The organism is Cupriavidus campinensis, from assembly GCF_905397395.1.
In the GTDB taxonomy this organism is placed as follows: Bacteria; Pseudomonadota; Gammaproteobacteria; order Burkholderiales; family Burkholderiaceae; genus Cupriavidus; species Cupriavidus campinensis.
In genome coordinates, this window is sequence record NZ_CAJPVH010000032.1 from 1 (window position 1) to 18,683 (window position 18,683).

21 protein-coding genes are annotated in these 18,683 nt (G+C 65.1%); 9 read left to right on the top strand and 12 right to left on the bottom strand.

What is annotated here, in order from left to right:
* Positions 1 to 164: 164 nt before the first annotated feature.
* From KHO18_RS17465 to mutL, 3 genes are read right to left on the bottom strand one after another with little or no spacing between them, the layout of a single operon-like run.
* Positions 165 to 662, bottom strand: coding sequence for a GNAT family N-acetyltransferase (locus KHO18_RS17465; protein WP_144202437.1), 498 nt, complete (start codon positions 660 to 662; stop codon positions 165 to 167).
* Positions 663 to 706: 44 nt separating this feature from the next.
* Complete coding sequence (gene miaA / locus KHO18_RS17470; protein WP_144202435.1) at positions 707 to 1,666, bottom strand: tRNA (adenosine(37)-N6)-dimethylallyltransferase MiaA; 960 nt, start codon at positions 1,664 to 1,666, stop codon at positions 707 to 709.
* A gap of 10 nt (positions 1,667 to 1,676) precedes the next feature.
* Entirely contained in the window at positions 1,677 to 3,632 is a 1,956-nt protein-coding gene (mutL, locus tag KHO18_RS17475; RefSeq protein WP_211943636.1) for a DNA mismatch repair endonuclease MutL, read from the bottom strand.
* Between the two features lie 110 nt (positions 3,633 to 3,742).
* On the opposite strand from mutL, the gene KHO18_RS17480 reads away from it, so the two are divergent.
* Complete coding sequence (locus KHO18_RS17480; protein WP_144202431.1) at positions 3,743 to 4,408, top strand: DedA family protein; 666 nt, start codon at positions 3,743 to 3,745, stop codon at positions 4,406 to 4,408.
* Between the two features lie 9 nt (positions 4,409 to 4,417).
* Here KHO18_RS17480 and KHO18_RS17485 read toward each other — a convergent pair whose 3' ends face one another.
* Both KHO18_RS17485 and murJ read right to left on the bottom strand, forming a co-directional pair.
* Positions 4,418 to 5,266 carry a SirB1 family protein gene (locus KHO18_RS17485; protein WP_092301038.1) on the bottom strand — a complete coding sequence of 283 codons (849 nt, stop codon included), beginning with the start codon at positions 5,264 to 5,266 and terminating at the stop codon, positions 4,418 to 4,420.
* Between the two features lie 13 nt (positions 5,267 to 5,279).
* Positions 5,280 to 6,830 carry a murein biosynthesis integral membrane protein MurJ gene (gene murJ / locus KHO18_RS17490; RefSeq protein WP_211943637.1) on the bottom strand — a complete coding sequence of 517 codons (1,551 nt, stop codon included), beginning with the start codon at positions 6,828 to 6,830 and terminating at the stop codon, positions 5,280 to 5,282.
* A 285-nt stretch (positions 6,831 to 7,115) separates the two neighbouring features.
* Between murJ and rpsT the strand changes: the two genes are divergently transcribed.
* Positions 7,116 to 7,382 (top strand): 30S ribosomal protein S20, encoded by a 267-nt coding sequence (rpsT, locus tag KHO18_RS17495; RefSeq protein ID WP_144202427.1) that lies wholly within the window; start codon positions 7,116 to 7,118, stop codon positions 7,380 to 7,382.
* Positions 7,383 to 7,540: 158 nt separating this feature from the next.
* On the opposite strand, the gene KHO18_RS17500 is transcribed toward rpsT, so the two are convergent.
* Positions 7,541 to 7,846, bottom strand: coding sequence for a DUF3579 domain-containing protein (locus KHO18_RS17500; protein WP_092301029.1), 306 nt, complete (start codon positions 7,844 to 7,846; stop codon positions 7,541 to 7,543).
* A gap of 424 nt (positions 7,847 to 8,270) precedes the next feature.
* Here KHO18_RS17500 and argF point away from each other — a divergent pair, with 424 nt between their 5' ends.
* Both argF and ppnP read left to right on the top strand, forming a co-directional pair.
* Positions 8,271 to 9,194 carry an ornithine carbamoyltransferase gene (argF, locus tag KHO18_RS17505; RefSeq protein ID WP_144202425.1) on the top strand — a complete coding sequence of 308 codons (924 nt, stop codon included), beginning with the start codon at positions 8,271 to 8,273 and terminating at the stop codon, positions 9,192 to 9,194.
* A gap of 122 nt (positions 9,195 to 9,316) precedes the next feature.
* A complete protein-coding gene (ppnP, locus tag KHO18_RS17510; protein WP_144202423.1) occupies positions 9,317 to 9,628 on the top strand; it encodes a pyrimidine/purine nucleoside phosphorylase in 312 nt (103 codons plus the stop codon).
* 31 nt (positions 9,629 to 9,659) lie between these two features.
* Here ppnP and murB read toward each other — a convergent pair whose 3' ends face one another.
* Positions 9,660 to 10,670, bottom strand: a complete 1,011-nt coding sequence (gene murB / locus KHO18_RS17515) for a UDP-N-acetylmuramate dehydrogenase (protein WP_144202421.1) — start codon at positions 10,668 to 10,670, stop codon at positions 9,660 to 9,662.
* Between the two features lie 78 nt (positions 10,671 to 10,748).
* On the opposite strand from murB, the gene KHO18_RS17520 reads away from it, so the two are divergent.
* Positions 10,749 to 11,234 (top strand): YajQ family cyclic di-GMP-binding protein, encoded by a 486-nt coding sequence (locus KHO18_RS17520; protein WP_092301017.1) that lies wholly within the window; start codon positions 10,749 to 10,751, stop codon positions 11,232 to 11,234.
* A 67-nt stretch (positions 11,235 to 11,301) separates the two neighbouring features.
* Here the strand turns inward: KHO18_RS17520 and KHO18_RS17525 are convergent, their stop codons facing one another.
* From KHO18_RS17525 to KHO18_RS17535, 3 genes are all read right to left on the bottom strand, one after another.
* On the bottom strand, positions 11,302 to 11,760 hold the full coding sequence (locus tag KHO18_RS17525) for a DUF192 domain-containing protein (RefSeq protein WP_144202419.1): 459 nt from the start codon (positions 11,758 to 11,760) through the stop codon (positions 11,302 to 11,304).
* A gap of 168 nt (positions 11,761 to 11,928) precedes the next feature.
* Complete coding sequence (locus KHO18_RS17530) at positions 11,929 to 12,120, bottom strand: hypothetical protein (RefSeq protein ID WP_144202417.1); 192 nt, start codon at positions 12,118 to 12,120, stop codon at positions 11,929 to 11,931.
* Positions 12,121 to 12,230: 110 nt separating this feature from the next.
* Complete coding sequence (locus KHO18_RS17535; RefSeq protein WP_144202415.1) at positions 12,231 to 12,869, bottom strand: pseudouridine synthase; 639 nt, start codon at positions 12,867 to 12,869, stop codon at positions 12,231 to 12,233.
* Between the two features lie 237 nt (positions 12,870 to 13,106).
* Here KHO18_RS17535 and icd point away from each other — a divergent pair, with 237 nt between their 5' ends.
* Both icd and KHO18_RS17545 read left to right on the top strand, forming a co-directional pair.
* Entirely contained in the window at positions 13,107 to 14,357 is a 1,251-nt protein-coding gene (icd, locus tag KHO18_RS17540; protein ID WP_144202413.1) for an NADP-dependent isocitrate dehydrogenase, read from the top strand.
* Between the two features lie 214 nt (positions 14,358 to 14,571).
* A complete protein-coding gene (locus KHO18_RS17545; protein WP_144202411.1) occupies positions 14,572 to 15,036 on the top strand; it encodes a VOC family protein in 465 nt (154 codons plus the stop codon).
* Between the two features lie 206 nt (positions 15,037 to 15,242).
* Here the strand turns inward: KHO18_RS17545 and KHO18_RS17550 are convergent, their stop codons facing one another.
* Both KHO18_RS17550 and KHO18_RS17555 read right to left on the bottom strand, forming a co-directional pair.
* Entirely contained in the window at positions 15,243 to 15,449 is a 207-nt protein-coding gene (locus tag KHO18_RS17550; protein ID WP_144202409.1) for a cold-shock protein, read from the bottom strand.
* A 27-nt stretch (positions 15,450 to 15,476) separates the two neighbouring features.
* The gene (locus KHO18_RS17555; protein WP_144202407.1) at positions 15,477 to 15,902 is read right to left on the bottom strand and encodes a hypothetical protein; all 426 of its coding nucleotides are present in this window, start codon (positions 15,900 to 15,902) and stop codon (positions 15,477 to 15,479) included.
* Between the two features lie 85 nt (positions 15,903 to 15,987).
* Between KHO18_RS17555 and clpS the strand changes: the two genes are divergently transcribed.
* Entirely contained in the window at positions 15,988 to 16,314 is a 327-nt protein-coding gene (clpS, locus tag KHO18_RS17560) for an ATP-dependent Clp protease adapter ClpS (RefSeq protein WP_008644942.1), read from the top strand.
* Entirely contained in the window at positions 16,311 to 18,608 is a 2,298-nt protein-coding gene (clpA, locus tag KHO18_RS17565; protein WP_144202404.1) for an ATP-dependent Clp protease ATP-binding subunit ClpA, read from the top strand. Before clpS ends, clpA begins: the two co-directional genes overlap by 4 nt.
* Positions 18,609 to 18,683: the final 75 nt, after the last annotated feature.

Genomic DNA, 18,683 nt, shown 5'->3' on the forward strand with positions numbered 1-18,683 from the left:
GCCTGCCTGACCGTCCAGGTAGCTCTGGATAACTGTCAGCCTGAACTGCTCCGAGTACCGATACATGAAAACACCCCAAAAGTTGGTGTCCAACTTTTGGGGTGCAGTTCACAACATCGGGCGTTTTTGTTTTTGGGCCTTGCTCGATGCAGGGGCGCAGCGCCTCAGGGCTGGCCGCCGAGCTTGGTTAGCGCATCCCCGGTCACGCGGCAGATGCGCCAGTCCGGCATCACGTCGGCCCCCATCGCCTGATAGAAATCGATCGATGGCTGGTTCCAGTCCAGCACCGACCATTCGAAGCGGCCGCAGCCGCGCGCCAGGGCAATGCCGGCCAGATGGCGCAGCAGCGCCTTGCCCAGCCCGTGGCCGCGCCATGCCGGCTCCACGAACAGGTCTTCGAGGTACAGGCCCGGCTTGGCCAGGAAGGTGGAGAAATTGTGAAAGAACAGCGCGAAGCCGACCGCCTGCCGGCCAGCCGCCGTCTCCACCTCCACCAGCACTGCCTCGGCGTGCGGGCGGTCGCCGAACAGCGCGTTCTGGATTTTTTCCGGCGTGGCTTCGACCAGATGGGTCAGCTTTTCGTACTCGGCCAGCGCGGCGATCAGGCGGAACAGTGTGGCGCTGTCCGCGGGCGCGGCAGGGCGGATGGCGAAGGCAGTCATGGGAGCGGTAGTGGGCAGCAATGGTGCGAAGGAAAGCGGCAATCCTACCCCAACATCCCCGCCAGCCGGGCCACCTGGGCCACGTAGTCCGGGGCGAGGCAGTCCACGCTCACACGCTCTGGCGTGCTGCGCAGCCAGGTGAGCTGGCGCTTGCAGAGCTGGCGCGTGGCGGCGATGCCGCGCTCGCGCATGGCGGCGGCGTCGCAGGCGCCGTCGAGGTACTCCCACACCTGCCGGTAGCCCACACAGCGCATCGACGGCAGGCCGAGATGCAGGTCGCCGCGCGCGCGTAGCCGCTGCACCTCGTCGATCAGGCCGCCGGCCAGCATCGCATCGAATCTTTCCGAGATCCGTGCGTGCAGCACCGCGCGATCCGACGGTTCCAGCGCGATCACACGGTAGCGCGCATCGGCCGCGCCGGTGAAGGTGCGGGCGTCGGCCTGCCGGGCCAGCAGCGCGGACATCGGCTGCCCGCTCAATCGGAAAATCTCCAGCGCGCGCTGGATGCGCTGCGCATCGTTGGGCGCCAGCCGGGCGGCGGTGACCGGGTCCACCTCGGCCAGCATCGCGTGCAGCGCCGGCCAGCCGCGTTCGGCCGCCAGCGCGTCGAGTTCGGCCCGGAGCGTGGCGTCGGCCTGCGGCAGGTCATTGAGTCCCTGCGTCAGCGCCTTGTAATAGAGCATGGTCCCGCCCACGATCAGCGGCGCCCGGCCGCGCGCGCGGATTTCGCCGATCAGCCGCTCGGCATCGGTGACGAACTGCGCAGCGGAGTAGCTATCGGCCGGATCGATGATGTCGATCAGGTGGTGCGGCACGCTGGCCAGTTCGTCGCGCGTGGGCTTGGCGGTGCCGATGTCCATCTCGCGATAGACCAGCGCGGAATCGAGGCTGATGATCTCCACCGGCGTGCGCGCAGCCAGTGCCAGCGCGGCGGCGGTCTTGCCGGAAGCGGTGGGGCCGAGCAGGCAGACGACGGGCGGATGGCCAGAAGGCAAGGCAGACATCGACGAACCGTTACTGGCCACGCAGGAACAGCCGGTCCAGCTCGGCCACGGTGAGCTGCACCCAGGTGGGGCGGCCGTGGTTGCATTGGTCGGCGCGCTCGGTCTGCTCCATCTGGCGCAGCAGCGCGTTCATCTCTTCCAGCGTGAGCTTGCGATTGGCGCGCACGGCGCTGTGGCAGGCCAGCGTGGCGAGCAGCTCGTTCTGGCGCTCGGCCAGCACGCGCGAGCCGCCGTAGGACTGCAGGTCGCGCAGTACATCGCGCGCGAGCGCCTCGGCATCGGCCTGCTTGAGCAGCGCGGGAATGGCCCGCACGGCCAGCGTGGTCGGGGAGACCGGGGCGATGTCGAAGCCGAGCAGGGTCAGCGTCTCCTGATGTTCCTCGGCTGCGCCAATCTCGACCGGGTTGGCCGGCAGCGTGACCGGGATCAGCAGCGGCTGCACGGCCAGTTCGCGCGCTTCGAGCGCGGTCTTGATCTGCTCGTACAGGATGCGCTCGTGCGCGGCATGCATGTCCACCAGCACCAGCCCGCGCGCATTCTGCGCCAGCACGTAGATGCCGTGGAGCTGGGCCACCGCGTAGCCGAGCGGATGATTGGCCTCGTCGGCTTCGGCGCCGTCCGCGTCGTGCTGGACGAAGGGCGATGTAGCGCCCATCGGCAGGTGGTCTAGCAGGCTGGGCGGTTCGTCGGCGCGGGCAGCCTGTGCATTGGCCAGCCAGGCGGGCGGCTGCGTGGATGGCTGCCAGGCGCGGCCGGCGCCATCGCCGGTGGCCTCGCGCACCATGCCGAGGTAGGCCTGGCGCGGCTGGGCAATGCCGAGTTCGGTCTGGCGGCCTGCGGAGTAATTGACCCACTGCGGTGCGGCGCCGGGCACGCCGCCGCTGCCCATCGGGCGGGCGGTCGGCATCGCGGCGCTGTCCACCGCGTCGGTATGCAGGCTGTCGCCCTGTTCGCCGGCCTGCCGCGCCAGGCAGCGCTGCACGGCGTGGTAGACGAACTGGTGCACCGCGCGGGATTCGCGGAAGCGCACCTCGATCTTCGACGGATGCACGTTCACATCGACCATTTCCGGCGGCAGGTCCAGGCACAGCACGTACGACGGGAAGCGGTCGCCATGCAGGACGTCCTGATAGGCGCTGCGCACGGCGTGGTTGAGCAGCTTGTCGCGCACAAAACGGCCGTTGACGAAGAAATACTGCTGGTCCGGCCGCCCCCGGGACGCCGTGGGCAGCCCCGCGAAGCCATAGAGGTGCAGCGTGCCGGCTTCCTCGTCCAGCGCCAGCCGGGCGCGTGCGAAGTCGGTGCCCAGCACCTGCGCGGTGCGCGTGGCCACGTCGCCGCCGTTCCAGTGCTCGAGCGGCTTGCCGTTGTGATGGACCGAAATCGTGACATCGGGCCGCGCCAGCGCCGCCCGCCGGATCATCTCCAGGCAGTGTCCCAGCTCGGTTTGTTCCGTTTTGAGGAACTTTCGGCGCGCTGGCGTGTTGAAGTACAGGTGCTGCACATCGACCATCGTGCCGACCCCGCCCGAGGCGGGCTGGAGGTGGCCGGTGTCGGCGCTGACCTGGGTGGCATGGGCGGCATCGGCGGTGCGGCTGGTCAGCACGAGGTGCGAGACCGACGCGATGGACGCGAGCGCCTCGCCCCGGAAGCCGAGCGTGAGCACGGATTCCAGTTCGTCGAGCGAGGCGATCTTGCTGGTGGCGTGGCGCGTGAGGGCCACGGGCAGTTCGTTGGCCGGAATGCCGCAGCCGTTGTCCGTGATGACCATGCGCCGCACGCCGCCCTCCTCGAGCCGGATGGCCAGCTGCGTGGCGCCGGCATCGAGTGCATTTTCGAGCAGTTCCTTGACCACCGAGGCGGGCCGTTCCACCACTTCGCCGGCGGCGATCTGGCTGATCAACTGGTCCGGCAGGGCGCGGATGGGGCGGCTGGGCTGGGTGGTGCGGAGGGCGTCGGCAGGCATGCGGCGATTATACGTGCGGCCGGACACCTTTTCGGCACACTTCGGCCCGCCGGGTGACGGACTCGCCCGGCGGCTCTTGTATCATGGGGACCTTCTTCTAGGGGATCAGTTTGGACACCGTATTGCAACTGCTGGACATGGTCCTGCACATCGACAAATTCCTCGGCCAGTTCGTTCAGGACTATGGCGTCTGGGTGTACGGCATCCTGTTCGCCATCGTCTTTGCCGAGACCGGCCTGGTGGTGCTGCCGTTCCTGCCCGGCGACTCGCTGCTGTTCATTGCCGGCGCGATGTGCGCCACCGGCGCGATGAACGAGTGGGTGCTCTGCGGGCTGCTGCTGGTGGCCGCGATCACGGGCAATACGGTCAACTACTTCGTGGGGAGCTGGATCGGGCCGAAGGTGTTCGACCACCAATGGCGCTTCCTGGACCAGAAGGCGCTGCGCAAGACGCATGACTTCTATGAGCGGCACGGCGGCAAGACCCTGGTGATGGCGCGCTTCATCCCGATCGTACGGACCTTCGCGCCGTTCGTGGCGGGGGTGTCGCAGATGACGTTCGCGCGCTTCCAGATGTTCAACGTGCTTGGCGCGGTGGCCTGGGTCTGCGGGCTGGTGTTCGCCGGCTACTTCTTCGGCAATCTGCCCTTTATCAAGCAGTACCTGAACCTGATCGTGCTGGCGGGCATTGGCGCGGCGGTGGTGCCGCTGGTGCTGGGCGGGCTGTGGAAGCTGGTGCGCGGCAAGCCGCGCGCCCGCGCGGATCTCAAGGACTGATCCCGGAATTTAACTGAGGCTGCGGCTCATCATCCGCAGCGCCGGCATGCGGTCGCGGATCTGAGTGGTGTCGGCCGCATCGGGGCGGGCCTGGACGTAGGCTTCCAGGTCCTCCAGCGCCGGCCGGAAGCACTCCAGGTTGGCATAGGCCAGCCCCCGGTCGCGCACTTCCTCGATCGAATTCGGCAACAGGATCACCAGGCGGTTCTGCACCGCCAGCAGCCGTTGCCAGCGCGACTCCTGCAGGTAGATCGCCTTCAGGTTGCGCAGCAGGCGGGCGACGATCTCGCGGTGGCTCGCCACCTGCAGAAACAGCCCCAGCGGCACCTGGTTCGGGTCCGAAATCCCCTCCCGTTCGAGGTAGGGGTCCAGCATCTCCTGCAGTTGCTCCTTCGACAGCGTCTCCCCGGTGAGCGGGTCCAGCACCACCTCGCCGGCGGGGATGGTCATGCGCACGAGGAAATGATTCGGGAACGAGACGCCCTTGAGCGGCAGCCCGATCTGCTGCCCCAGCTCCATATAGAGCACGGCCAGCGTGATCGGAATGCCGCGCCGCTGGCGCAGCACCACGTTCAGGTAGGAATTGTCCGGATCGTAGTAGTCGTTGGCGTTGGCGCCGAAACCGAGATCGCGGTAGAAGAAATGATTGAGCAGGCGCAGGCGCTGGATGGCGGGCGTGCCCTCGGCGATCCGCCGCTTGAGCCGCAGCGCCAGTACGTCGAGCGAGGCCAGTTCGGCTTGGAGGTCGAGGTCCGGGTACGCGTCCTGGGCGATGGAGAGCGCGGTTTCCGTCAGCGGGATGCCGTTTTCGTCGGCCACGAGGCTGGCGAAGTAATCCAGGACTTTCGTGGATGTCATTGCGGGTTCCTGACTAGCCGGCGCGGCGCCGGAAGGCGGCGTAACGCAGCCCCATGATCCACAGTGTACCGAAGTAGACCACCGCCGCAAGTACCAGGCACGATGCCATCAGCGCGATGCGCGCAAGCGGCGTGGCGCCCATGGCCACCCAGTCGAAGTTCCGGGCAAACCACAGCAGCATGCCCGCCAGGATCAGCACCGCCGCGAGCAGCCGGGCGAGGAACAGGCCCCAGCCCGGGGCCGGCCGGTAGAAACCGCGCCGGCGCAGGCCGAAGAACAGCAGCAGGGCGTTGACCGTGGCGCCGAAGCTGATCGACAGCGCCAGCCCGGCGTGGCCCAGCAGCGGCACGAAGACATAGTTCGAAGCCTGCGTGATGACCAGCACCAGCAGCGCGATCTTGACCGGCGTGCGGATGTCCTGCCGCGCGTAGAAGCCCGGCGTCAGGATCTTGATCAGGATCAGCGCCACCAGGCCGGCGCCGTACGACACCAGCGCCTGGCGCGTCATTTCCACCGCGTGGGCGTCGAACTTGCCATAGTGGAACAGCACGGCCGTCAGCGGCGTGCCGAACACAAACAGGCCCACGGCGGCGGGCACGGCCAGCAGAAAGGTCAGGCGCAGGCCCCAGTCGAGCAGGCCCGAGTACTCCTCGCGGTCGTCCGTGGCGCTGGCGCGCGAGAGGCTCGGCAGCAGGATGGTGCCCAGCGCCACGCCCAGCAGCGCGGTCGGGAATTCCATCAGGCGGTCCGCATAGGTCAGGTACGAGACGCTGCCGGCGGCCAGGTGCGAGGCGATATTCGTGTTGATGATCAGGCTGATCTGCGCCACCGACACGGCCAGCAGCGCCGGCAGCATCTGGCGGATCACACGCCGCACGCCGGCATCCGACCAGGCCGCGCGCAGGTTGAAAGAGAGCCGCGGCATCACGCCAAGCCGGCGCAACGCCGGTACCTGGATGACCAGCTGGAGCACGCCGCCCGCCAGCACGCCCCAGGCCTGGGCATAGATCGGCTGGCTCATGTGCGGGCCGACGAACAGCGCCGCCACGATCAGGCACAGGTTCAGCAGCACCGGCGTGAAGGCCGGCACGGCGAAGTTGCGCCAGGTATTGAGGATGCCCGACCCCAGCGCCACCATCGAGATCAGGCCGATGTAGGGAAACATGACGCGCGTCATGAACACGGCCGCGTTGTAGGTCTCGGAATCGCCCCGGAAGCCGGTTGCTACCACCGTCATCACGACCGGGGCGCCGATCACGCCCAGCACGGACACCGCTACGAGTACCCAGGACATCACCGTGGCCACCGCGTCGATCAGGTGGCGGGTCTCGTCCGGCCCGCGCTTGCCGTGGTATTCATTCAGGATCGGCACGAAAGCCTGCGAGAATGCGCCCTCGGCAAAGACCCGGCGCAGCAGGTTGGGTATACGGAACGCCACATTGAAGGCGTCGGTCATGTCCGAGGCACCGAAGGCCCGGGCAATCAGGATTTCGCGCACCAGCCCTGTGACGCGGGAGAGCATGGTCAGGCTGCTGATGGTGGCGAGCGCTTTGAGCAGGTTCAAGATGGGCCGTGAAAGTTGCTGCGGCGCCACGTATGAGGCGGGGGCCGGCTGGGAATGTGGCGGCTATTATACGGATCGGGCCGCGCGGCAAGGCCAGGATGCGGCAGGTGCGTATCGGTCTTGCCCACCGCGCCGGCATGTGTGTATAATCGCCGATTCGCAAAGGACAGTCGCGTTCCGGATTCGTGTGTCAGAGCATCCCGGGTCGCACGATGTGACTTAATTGTTGCGTCCCAAATCATTGCGTCGCCCCGGGCGCGCATTCTGAATTCAGGAAGAAATTACATGGCAAATTCCGCACAAGCCCGCAAGCGCGCGCGCCAGGCCGTCACCCAGAACGCTCACAACTCCAGCCTGCGTTCGCGCCTGCGCACCGCCGTCAAGGCCGTTCGCAAGGCAATCGACGCTGGTGACAAGGCCGCCGCTGCCGAGATCTTCAAGCAGTCGCAGACCGTGATCGACAGCATCGCCGACAAGAAGATCGTGCACAAGAACAAGGCTGCACGTCACAAGTCGCGCCTGTCGGCTGCTATCAAGTCGATGGCTGCCTGATTGCCGCATGGGCCGCTCCGGCGGTCCTGTTGCAGTCCAAGGAGTACGCAGTGCGCCGGATCGGCATCGGTCCGGTATGAAAAAAGCTCGTCATCGCGACGAGCTTTTTTGCGTTCTGGCGCCAGCCTGGCCCGGGTGTCCGGGCCGGCCAGGGACCTTCAGTCGTTCAGGAAGCAGGCTTCCACCACCTGGAGGTTGTTGTCACGGGCGAAGTTGAGGACGAAGTCGAGCGCCTTCGGTTCGATGTCGCGCAGGCGGGTATCGACCACGACGTTTTTCACGCCGGCGACGATCACGGGCCGCACATAGGGCGAGTAGGTCAGGCGGGGGTCGCCGGTGTCGCCCTCTGGGCGAAATTGCGCCATCACGCCGCATAGCCGCTCCGCCCAATCGCTCGGTCGAAAGGTCTTGCCTTCCTTGGTGACGCCTTGGATGAAGTATTCGCGAACGTTGGGGGTGGTCATGGGACTGCGGGGATAAGACGGTGACTCGACGGTAAACCCGCTGGACGGGCGCCCGTTTGACGTGTCCGGCTGGCGATTGGTTCGCACGCATCCGGATGGGAGAGCGGGGCGCTTTGTCTGCGGGGGCACTTTTGATGCCGACGGCGGGCGGTGGCATGGGTATGCCGGGGCCCCGCGTGAATCAGCCAGTATTATATCTTATATAAGACCTGCGCATAGGGGCGAATCCTGTCGGGAAGCTGTCAGCGGGCGCATGCGGGCGGGTCTGCCCGGGCTCGCCAAAGCTGAAATAATCCCTTATGATTCTTGCAATTACATTGCGTAAGCGACGCGAAAGGCGGCTCCGCGACACGCTCCGACCCTCAGGGACAGCCAGTTCCGGCTTCCGGGTTGCGTGTCCTGATCGAGCCGCCTTCTTTGTTTTATGAGCCCAACCCCGATCAAGCATTACCTCCAGTTCAGCGATTTCGGACCCGAAGAGTACGAATACCTGCTGGACCGCGCGCGGATCCTCAAGGCCAAGTTCAAGAACTACGAGACATGGCACCCGCTGCACGACCGCACGCTGGCCATGATCTTCGAGAAGAATTCCACGCGCACGCGCCTGTCGTTCGAAGCCGGCATCCACCAGCTTGGCGGCCATGCGGTGTTCCTGAACACGCGTGACTCCCAGCTGGGCCGTGGCGAGCCGATCGAGGACGCCGCCCAGGTGATCTCGCGCATGGTGGACATCATCATGATCCGCACGTTCGGCCAGGAGATCCTGGAGCGCTTTGCCGCGCATTCGCGCGTGCCGGTCATCAACGGGCTTACCAACGAATACCATCCGTGCCAGGTGCTGGCCGATATCTTCACCTACATCGAGCAGCGCGGCAGCATTGCGGGCAAGACCGTGGCGTGGATCGGCGATGCCAATAACATGGCGTACACCTGGATCCAGGCCGCCGAGCGTCTGGGTTTCACGTTCCATTTCTCGGCCCCGCCGGGGTATCAGCTCGAGCCGGCCATGGTGCCGGCCACGGCCGCGCACCTGGTCAAGGTGTTCGATAATCCGCTCGATGCCTGCCAGGGCGCGCACCTGGTGACCACCGATGTCTGGACCAGCATGGGCTTCGAGGCCGAGAACGACGTGCGCAAGCGCGCGTTCCAGGACTGGATGGTGACCACGGCGATGATGGACCGCGCCACCGATGACGCGCTGTTCATGCACTGCCTGCCCGCCCACCGTGGCGAGGAAGTGGAAGCGGCGGTCATCGACGGCCCGCGCAGCGTGGTCTGGGAGGAAGCCGAGAACCGCCTCCACGTGCAGAAGGCGCTGATGGAATTCCTGCTCTGCGGCCGTTACTGAACACCGCGCCACACCCGACGAAATGGGGCCTGCAAGGGCCCCGTTTTTACGTCCGCCGTCATTCGGCCAAATTCCGGTCAAGTCAATCGATATCCGTCCAAATCCCTGAGGAGAGTGAACAAATGAGTCAGTTCGACAATGTTTCCGTGGTCAAGAAGGCCAACCTGTACTTTGACGGCAAGTGCGTGAGCCACACGGTGGTGTTTCCCGATGGCACGCGCAAGACGCTGGGCGTGATCTTCCCGGCCACGCTGAACTTCAACACGGGCGCGCCGGAGATCATGGAGATCAACGGCGGCAGCTGCCGCGTGCGTCTGGCTGGCTCGGAAGAATGGAAGACCTATGGCGCGGGCCAGCAGTTCGACGTGCCGGGCAACAGCAATTTCGATATCGAAGTGACCGAGACGCTGGACTACGTCTGCCACTTTGGCTGATTTGCCGGGGTGAGGGGGCCGCGCGGCGGCCTCAGAGGATCACCGGCTCCGGCTCGATCCGCACGCCGAAACGCGCCTGGACCGTATCGGCGATGCGGTCCGCCAGCTTGAGCAGCGCGGCACCCGTGCCGCCGCCGTGGTGCACCAGCACCAGCGCCTGCTTGCCGTAGACGCCCACCGGGCCGTCATCGAACCCCTTGAACCCGCATTGATCGATCAGCCAGCCCGCCGCGAGCTTGTACCCGCCGTCGGGCTGTGGATAACTGACCAGCGACGGGTGCGCGGCCAGCAGCGCGTTGCGCAGCGCGGCATCGACCACGGGATTCTTGAAGAAACTACCAGCATTGCCGATCTGGGCGGGGTCCGGCAGTTTGCGCGAGCGGATGGCCACCACGGCGTCGCGGACCTGGGCCGCATCGGGCGTGGCCACCGACTCCAGTTCCCGCGCCAGTTCGCCATAGTTGAGCACCGGCGCCCACGCCTTCGGCAGGCGCAGGGTGACGGCCGTGATCAGGTAGCGGTCGCGCCCGTTGCGCTTGAACAGGCTGTCTCGGTAGCCGAAGGCGCATTGTTCGCGGTCCAGAGTGACGAAGGCGCCAGTCTGGCGATCATGGGCGCGCAGGCTGGCGAAGCGCTCGCGCAGCTCCACGCCATAGGCGCCGATGTTCTGGATCGGCGCCGCGCCGGCCGTGCCGGGGATCAGGGCGAGGTTTTCCAGCCCGGGCAGGCCGTCCGCGATGGTGCGGCCTACCAGCCCGTGCCAGTTCTCGCCGGCACCGGCGGTGACCAGCCAGCCGTCGCCGTCATCCACCACCGCGTAGCCGGGGATTTCCATCAGCAGCACCAGCGCGTCGAGGTCGCCGGTCAGCACCACATTGCTGCCGCCGCCCAGCACCACCAGCGGCAAGCCCTGCGCGCGCGGGTCGGCCAGCGCGGCCAGCAGGTCGGCTTCGGTGCGAATGTGGGCCGCGAGGCGCGCCCGGACATCGAAACCGAATGTATTGTGCCGGCGCAGGGGATAGAATTCGTGGAAATCTGCCATCAAGGGAAGGGTTTGCGGCCGCCGCGGCGGGCGACCCGGACTGCGGGGTAGGCCCGATTATACGTAGGAGAATCGAAAATGCCGTCGTTCGACGTAGTGTGTGAAGCCAATATGGTGGAAGTGAAGAACGCCGTGGAGCAGTCCAACAAGGAAATTTCCACGCGCTTCGACTTCAAGGGCTCCGACGCCCGTGTGGAACAGAAAGAAGGCGAGTTGACCGCGTTTGCCGATGATGACTTCAAGCTCGGCCAGGTCAAGGACGTGCTCATCAACAAGATGGCCAAGCGCAACGTGGACGTGCGCTTCCTCGACTACGGCAAGACCGAGAAGATGAGCGGCGACAAGCTCAAGCAGGTCATCACGATCAAGAAGGGCGTGACTGGCGATCTGGCCAAGAAGATCGTCCGCATGATCAAGGACAGCAAGATCAAGGTGCAGGCCAGCATCCAGGGCGACGCCGTGCGCGTCTCCGGCACCAAGCGCGACGACCTGCAGTCGGTGATCGCGCTGCTGCGCAAGGATGTTTCGGACGCGCCGCTGGACTTCAACAACTTCCGCGACTAAGCGCCCGCCGGCGCGGCGTCTGCGCCGCGCCCGGGTACGTGTGATTGCGCCGGCTTAGTGCGCCATCTTATTGCGTCTGCCGCGCCTGCGGCAGACCGCCGATCTTCGCGCCCGGCTTGATGCCCTTCTGCGCGAACCACCCCTTGTTCATCTCGAGCGCATAGCGCACCGCCGCGCGCGGGCAGTGGTTGTCCTCGCTCTGCGGGGCCATGTCCTCGATGTTCACGATGCTGCCGTCGTCGGCCAGGAAGGCAATCGAGAGCGGCAGGTTCGTGTTCTTCATCCAGAAGCAGTGACCGGCTTTTTCATCGAAAACGAATAGCATGCCGGCGTTGGCGGGCATGGTCTTGCGATACATCAGGCCGCGCTCGCGCGCCTCGGGCGAGGCGGCCACCTCGGCCTGGATGGCATACATGCCGGCCGTCAGCGAAATCACGGGCAGCGCGGCCTGGGCCTGGGCGAGGCTGGCGAGGGACGTCAGCGCGGCGGCGCCGGCGGCCAGCAGAATCTTGGGCACGAGTTGCATGGCTTGGGAGGGGATTTGGAAGTTCGACCGCCGAGAGCATAGCGCAGCCCGGCGCCCCCGCGCTTGCGCGGACGCACCGGCGCATGAAAAAAGGCAGGCCGCCGATGCGCGCCTGCCTTTCCGATGGGCGGCACGCCGGGCTTGCGCCGGGCCGCCGCAGCACCGCCCTTATTGGGTGGTAGTTGCCGAAGGTGCCTTCTTGGTGGAGGCGTGCTTCGTGTGCTTCTTCTTGCTGGTCTTCGCGGGCTTGGCGGCTTCCTTGGCGGCCGGTGCGGTGTCCGTGGCGGGAGCGGCCGGAGCCTGGGCAAACGCGCCAGTGGCGAACAGTCCGACAACCAGGGCAGCGATCAGTTTTTTCATTGCGAGTACCTCAAAGTGGGTTCTGCGTAAGGGATTCGACGGGGCGGTGCCTGGCCCGTCTGCCCACTGAAACGGCGTGCGCAATCGTGCCGTTGACGTTGTGCTTGTCACTATTTGTAACGGCGCCTTACCGGTGGCCGGGCTTGCGGGCGTGTTTGCAGGCGAGGGGACGGCTTCGGCGACGGCTGCGGCAGCCCGAGCATGGCCGGATCGATCTCGCACCAGGCGCCCGGCGCCAGTCCCAGCTCGGGCAAGGCCAGCGCGCCGATGCCCACGCGCACCAGCCGCAGCGTGGGAAACCCCACGGCGGCGGTCATCCGCCTGACCTGGCGGTTCTTGCCTTCGCGGATCTGCAATTCCACCCAGGTGGCGGGAATGGCCGCACGGAAGCGGATCGGCGGATCGCGCGTCCAGAGCCAGTGGGGTTCGTCGATGATGCGCGCCGAAGCCGGCAGCGTACGGAAATCGCCTAGATCGACGCCGGCGCGCAGCGCGGCCAGCGCGGTGGCATCGGGCACCCCCTCGACCTGGGCCAGATAGGTCTTGGCCAGCTTGTGGTGCGGGTCCGCGATGCGGGCCTGGAGCGCGCCATCATCGGTCAGCAGCAGCAGGCCCTCGCTGTCGGCGTCCAGCCGGCCTGCCGGATAGACGCCGGGCACGCGCACGCAGTCCGCCAGCGTTGGCCGCGTAGGATGCGCGGAGAACTGGCTCATCGTGTTGAACGGCTTGTTCAGGGCAATCAGGGTCATGGGCGCGAAGTATGCCAGCCGCCGGCCTGCAGCGGCAGCGGCCCGATTTGGCGAATCCCAAATCCATGTTGCATAATAATGAGACTAGTCTTATGTCTTATATAAGACTCATTTGACAATATCCATGCTGACCGAGCGGCGCGGCGGGGTTCCCCTCTACAATGCTTCGCATCAGTCACGCATTGGCACTGCCGGGCACTGGCCGGGCAGCGACACAACCCGCAAGTGGAGACGTTCATGTACCAGCACATCAAGGTCCCGGCAGGCGAGAAGATCACGGTCAACGCCGATTCCTCGCTCAACGTGCCGGACAATCCCATCATTCCGTACATCGAGGGCGACGGCACGGGTGTGGATATCACCCCGGTGATGCTCAAGGTGGTGGACGCCGCCGTGGCAAAGGCCTACGGCGGCAAGCGCAAGCTGGCCTGGATGGAGATCTACGCCGGCGAGAAGTCCACGCGCCTCTATGGCCCGGACGTGTGGCTGCCGGACGAGACCCTGCAGGTGGTGAAGGACTACGTGGTGTCGATCAAGGGCCCGCTGACCACCCCGGTGGGTGGTGGCATCCGCTCCCTGAACGTGGCGCTGCGCCAGCAACTCGACCTCTACGTCTGCCTGCGCCCGGTGCGCTACTTCAAGGGTGTGCCCTCGCCGGTGCGCGAGCCGGAGAAGATCGACATGGTGATCTTCCGAGAGAATTCGGAAGATATCTATGCCGGTATCGAATGGGAAGCGGGCAGCGAAGGCGCGAAGAAGCTGATCAAGTTCCTGCAGGACGAGATGGGCGTCAAGAAAATCCGATTCCCGGAGACATCGGGCATCGGCGTGAAGCCTGTGTCGCGCGAGGGCACCCAGCGGCTGGTGCGCAAGGCAATCCAGTATGCCATCGACAACGACAAGCCGTCGGTCACGCTGGTGCACAAGGGCAACATCATGAAGTTCACCGAGGGTGGCTTCCGTGACTGGGGCTACGAACTGGCGCTGCAGGAATTCGGCGCGGAACTGGTCGATGGCGGTCCGTGGTGCAAGCTGAAGAACCCGAAGACGGGCCGGGACATCGTCATCAAGGACGCCATTGCCGATGCCTTCCTGCAGCAGATCCTGCTGCGTCCGGCCGAGTACTCGGTCATCGCCACGCTCAACCTGAATGGCGATTATGTCTCCGACGCGCTGGCGGCCCAGGTGGGCGGCATCGGCATTGCGCCGGGCGCGAATATGTCCGACACGGTGGCCATGTTCGAGGCTACCCACGGCACCGCGCCGAAATATGCCGGCAAGGACTATGTGAATCCGGGCTCGGAGATCCTCTCGGCGGAAATGATGCTGCGCCACATGGGCTGGACCGAAGCAGCCGACCTGATCATCGCGTCGATGGAAAAATCGATCCAGTCGAAAAAGGTGACCTACGACTTCGCACGGCTGCTGGAAGGCGCCACGCAGGTATCCTGCTCGGGGTTCGGGCAGGTGATGATTGACAATATGTAAGGATGTTTCGGGCCTCATCGGCCGATTCCAAGCAAAGAACCCCGGTGGCTGACAGGCGACCGGGGTTTTTTGTTGGCTTGGGGGAGTGCCACAGCACGCCCTCGCTGTATGGTGGCGTGGTCAGGCTGCCGGTGTAGACGGCATGGCCCCTTCTGGCGGTTGACCTCGCCATCCGCTACAACATCAGAATTCGGTGTTTTACGAGGAGATCGTCATGGATGACCCGTTTCGCCGCACGGCGCTTGGTGCCGCGCTGTTCTACAAGGATCCGCTGACCGCGCTCGACTGGCTCGAACGCGCGTTTGGCTTCGAGCGCGTGATGGTGATTACCGACAAGGAAGGCCATCTCGTGCATTCGGAAATGCGCTATCGCGACAGCTACCTGATGGTGGGCAGCGAGTGGGCCGACTACACGGCCAGCCCGGCGTCGGTCGGCGGCAAGAACACGCAGGCGGTGCATGTGCACATGCCGGATGGGCTTGACGAGCATTGCGAGCGGGCGCGTGCCGCCGGTGCGGTGATCGTACGGGAGCCGGAAGACCAGTTCTACGGCGACCGCGTCTATTCGGCGCGCGACCCGGAAGGGCATGTCTGGAGTTTCGGGCAGTCGGTGCGCAAGGTCAGCCGCGAGGCGGCCGAGCTGGCCAGCGGGCTGAACATAGAGGGGTGGACCGGCTGACGCAAGCCACGCCGACCGTACAAAGCAAGACGCCCGGCTCTCACCGGGCGTCTTGTTGGATGCGTGGCGTATCGCTTGTGAACCGCTACTGCAGCGTGCCGCGCTGGCGGGCCAGCGTGGCACAGGATCCCGTTCCGGGGGAGCGCGTCCCCCCGCATCCGTTTGACCGCCGCGGCTCTGGGGCCCGTGCGGTCGCGGCGCGACTTTTACTGTGCGTCCTGGATATTCGTGGCCTGCTTGCCCTTAGGGCCCTGCACCACCTCGAACACCACGCGCTGGCCTTCCTTCAGCGTCTTGAAACCCGCCATCTGGATCGCCGAAAAGTGCGCAAACAGTTCTTCCTCGCCATCGTCCGGCTTGATAAAACCGAAACCCTTGGCGTCATTGAACCATTTGACGATACCGCTAGCCATAAACTCCCCCAACGAAAAAACAGATTTTCAAGCGGGGAAACCTGTGGCCAGCCGCATGACGCCGGCACGCCCGCCGGGCCGGTCCTTGTCGGATGCGGCCGGTGGGAATCGCCAGGTCTTGTGGAGCGCGTGGCAAGACATTGCGATCCGCCTGATAATCAGGTGGAACACGTCATGCCGACGCCGGTCGTGGGCCTCCCTGCTCACGGAATCATCCGGGCCGGCCTTGTACGTTTGGCTCGCCGGCCGGGCCTGGATGTGCGACCGATTTTTCTGGCAAACCACCATACTGTCAAGCTGGCAGATTCCCCACTCGGCGTAGGGTGTGGCGGGATTGAAACGGCCCGGAATGGTACCTTTGAGGAGGCGTGCAGCCCGCCCGAAGGCCGGGCGCGCCGTGCACCACGGACGTGCGGCGTAAGTCGTTTGCGGCATTTCCGTGCGTTCGGACACGTTGGAACTTTCCGAAGGTGTGGCCCTTGAATACGTGGCCATTTCCCCAAATTGCAGACTTGTGAGTAAGGGTTAGAATAAAGCCATGGCGACACGGCTGGCGAATACCCCACAACGCGAGACAGGCACCGTCATCGAACGGAAGGAGCAACAGCTCAAACCCCCGGCGATGTACAAGGTGGTCCTGCTCAACGACGACTACACACCGATGGAGTTCGTCGTGATGATCCTGCAGCAGTATTTCAGCAGGGACCGGGAAACGGCGACGCAGATCATGCTCACCGTCCACCGGGAAGGCAAGGGCGTTTGCGGTATCTACACGCGGGATATCGCAGCGACCAAGGTCGAGCTTGTATCAACCCATGCGCGGCAGGCGGGCCACCCGTTGCAGTGCGTGATGGAGGAAGCATGATTGCGCAAGAATTGGAAGTAAGCCTGCACATGGCTTTTGTCGAAGCCCGCCAGGCGCGCCACGAGTTCATTACCGTGGAACACCTGCTGCTGGCGTTGCTCGACAACCCGACGGCAGCCGAAGTGCTGCGCGCGTGCGCAGCCAACATCGAGGACTTGCGCACCAGCCTGAAGAACTTCATTGCCGATAACACCCCGGTCGTACCGGGGTCGGACGAGGTGGACACGCAACCCACGCTGGGCTTCCAGCGTGTGATCCAGCGCGCCATCATGCACGTGCAGTCCACGTCCAACGGCAAGAAGGAAGTCACCGGCGCGAATGTTCTGGTGGCTATCTTCGGCGAAAAGGACTCACATGCGGTCTACTACCTGCAACAGCAGGGGGTAACGCGCCTCGATGTCGTCAATTTCATCAGCCACGGCATCCGCAAGGACCAGTCCGAGCCGGCCAAGCACGGCGAGGGCAATGCCGAGGGCGAGGGCGGTGACGGCAAGGAAAGCCCGCTCGAGCAATACACCCAGAACCTGAACGCCCTGGCCAAGGCCGGCAAGATCGATCCGCTGATCGGCCGGGATTCCGAGGTGGAGCGCGTGGTGCAGGTGCTGTGCCGCCGACGCAAGAACAACCCGCTGCTGGTGGGCGAGGCTGGCGTGGGCAAGACCGCCATCGCCGAGGGCCTGGCGTGGCGCATCACCAAGAACGAAGTACCCGACATCCTGGAAAAGGCAGTCGTGTACTCGCTCGACATGGGCGCGCTGCTGGCCGGCACCAAGTACCGGGGCGATTTCGAGCAACGCCTGAAGGGTGTGCTGAAGTCGCTCAAGGACAATCCGAACGCGATCCTGTTCATCGACGAAATCCATACGCTGATTGGCGCGGGTGCCGCATCGGGCGGCACGCTGGACGCCAGCAACCTGCTCAAGCCGGCGCTGTCGTCGGGGGCGCTCAAGTGCGTTGGTGCGACCACGTTCACCGAATATCGCGGCATTTTCGAGAAAGATGCGGCGTTGTCGCGTCGTTTCCAGAAGATTGACGTGGTCGAGCCCTCCGTGGACCAGACCGTGCAGATTCTGCGCGGCCTGAAGTCGCGCTTCGAGGAGCACCACGGCGTCAAGTACGCGGCGGCGGCGCTGACTGCGGCCGCCGAGTTGTCGGCGCGCTTCATCACCGACCGTCATCTGCCGGACAAGGCCATCGATGTGATCGATGAGGCAGGCGCTGCGCAGCGTATCCTGCCGAAGTCGAAGCAGAAGAAGACCATTGGCAAGGGCGAGATCGAGGACATCGTCTCGCGCATCGCGCGCATCCCGCCGCAGAGCGTGAACCAGGACGACCGCAGCAAGCTGCAGACGCTGGATCGTGACCTGAAGTCGGTGGTGTTCGGGCAGGATCCGGCCATCGAGGCGCTGTCGTCGGCCATCAAGATGTCGCGGGCTGGCCTGGGCAAGACGGACAAGCCGATCGGCTCGTTCCTGTTCTCCGGCCCGACCGGCGTCGGCAAGACCGAAGTCGCCAAGCAACTCGCGTTCATCATGGGCATCGAGCTGCTGCGCTTCGACATGTCCGAATACATGGAACGCCACGCGGTCAGCCGGCTGATTGGCGCGCCTCCGGGCTATGTCGGCTTTGATCAGGGTGGTTTGCTGACTGAAGCTGTGACGAAGAAGCCGCACTGCGTGCTGCTGCTCGATGAGATCGAAAAGGCACATCCGGATATCTTCAATATCCTGCTGCAGGTGATGGACCATGGTGCGCTGACCGACAACAACGGCCGGCGCGCTGACTTCCGCAACGTGATCATCATCATGACCACGAACGCGGGGGCGGAAACCATGAACCGCGCCACGATCGGCTTCACGAGTGCGCGCGAGCAGGGCGACGAGATGGCTGACATCAAGCGCATGTTCACGCCGGAGTTCCGCAACCGCCTGGACGCGACCATCAGCTTCCGCTCGCTGGATGAGGAGATCATCCTGCGCGTGGTGGACAAGTTCCTGATGCAGCTGGAAGAGCAGCTGCATGAGAAGAAGGTGGAAGCGAGCTTCACCGAGAAGCTGCGCAAGTTCCTGGCCAAGAAGGGCTTCGATCCGCTGATGGGTGCGCGGCCGATGCAGCGCCTGATCCAGGACATGATCCGCAAGGCACTTGCCGACGAGCTGCTGTTCGGCAAGCTTGTGACCGGCGGCAAGGTGGTCGTGGACCTGGACGAGGGCGATCAGATCAAGCTGACGTTCTCCGAGGCTGATCCGGAACCGCCGGAAGCACCGGAAAGCGAACAGCGCGCCGAGGCCTGAATCTCTCACCGGGCTTGGCGGGCCGGCCTCAGTGCCGGCCCGTTTGTTCGTGGATTGTTCCATTTCTGGGCGATC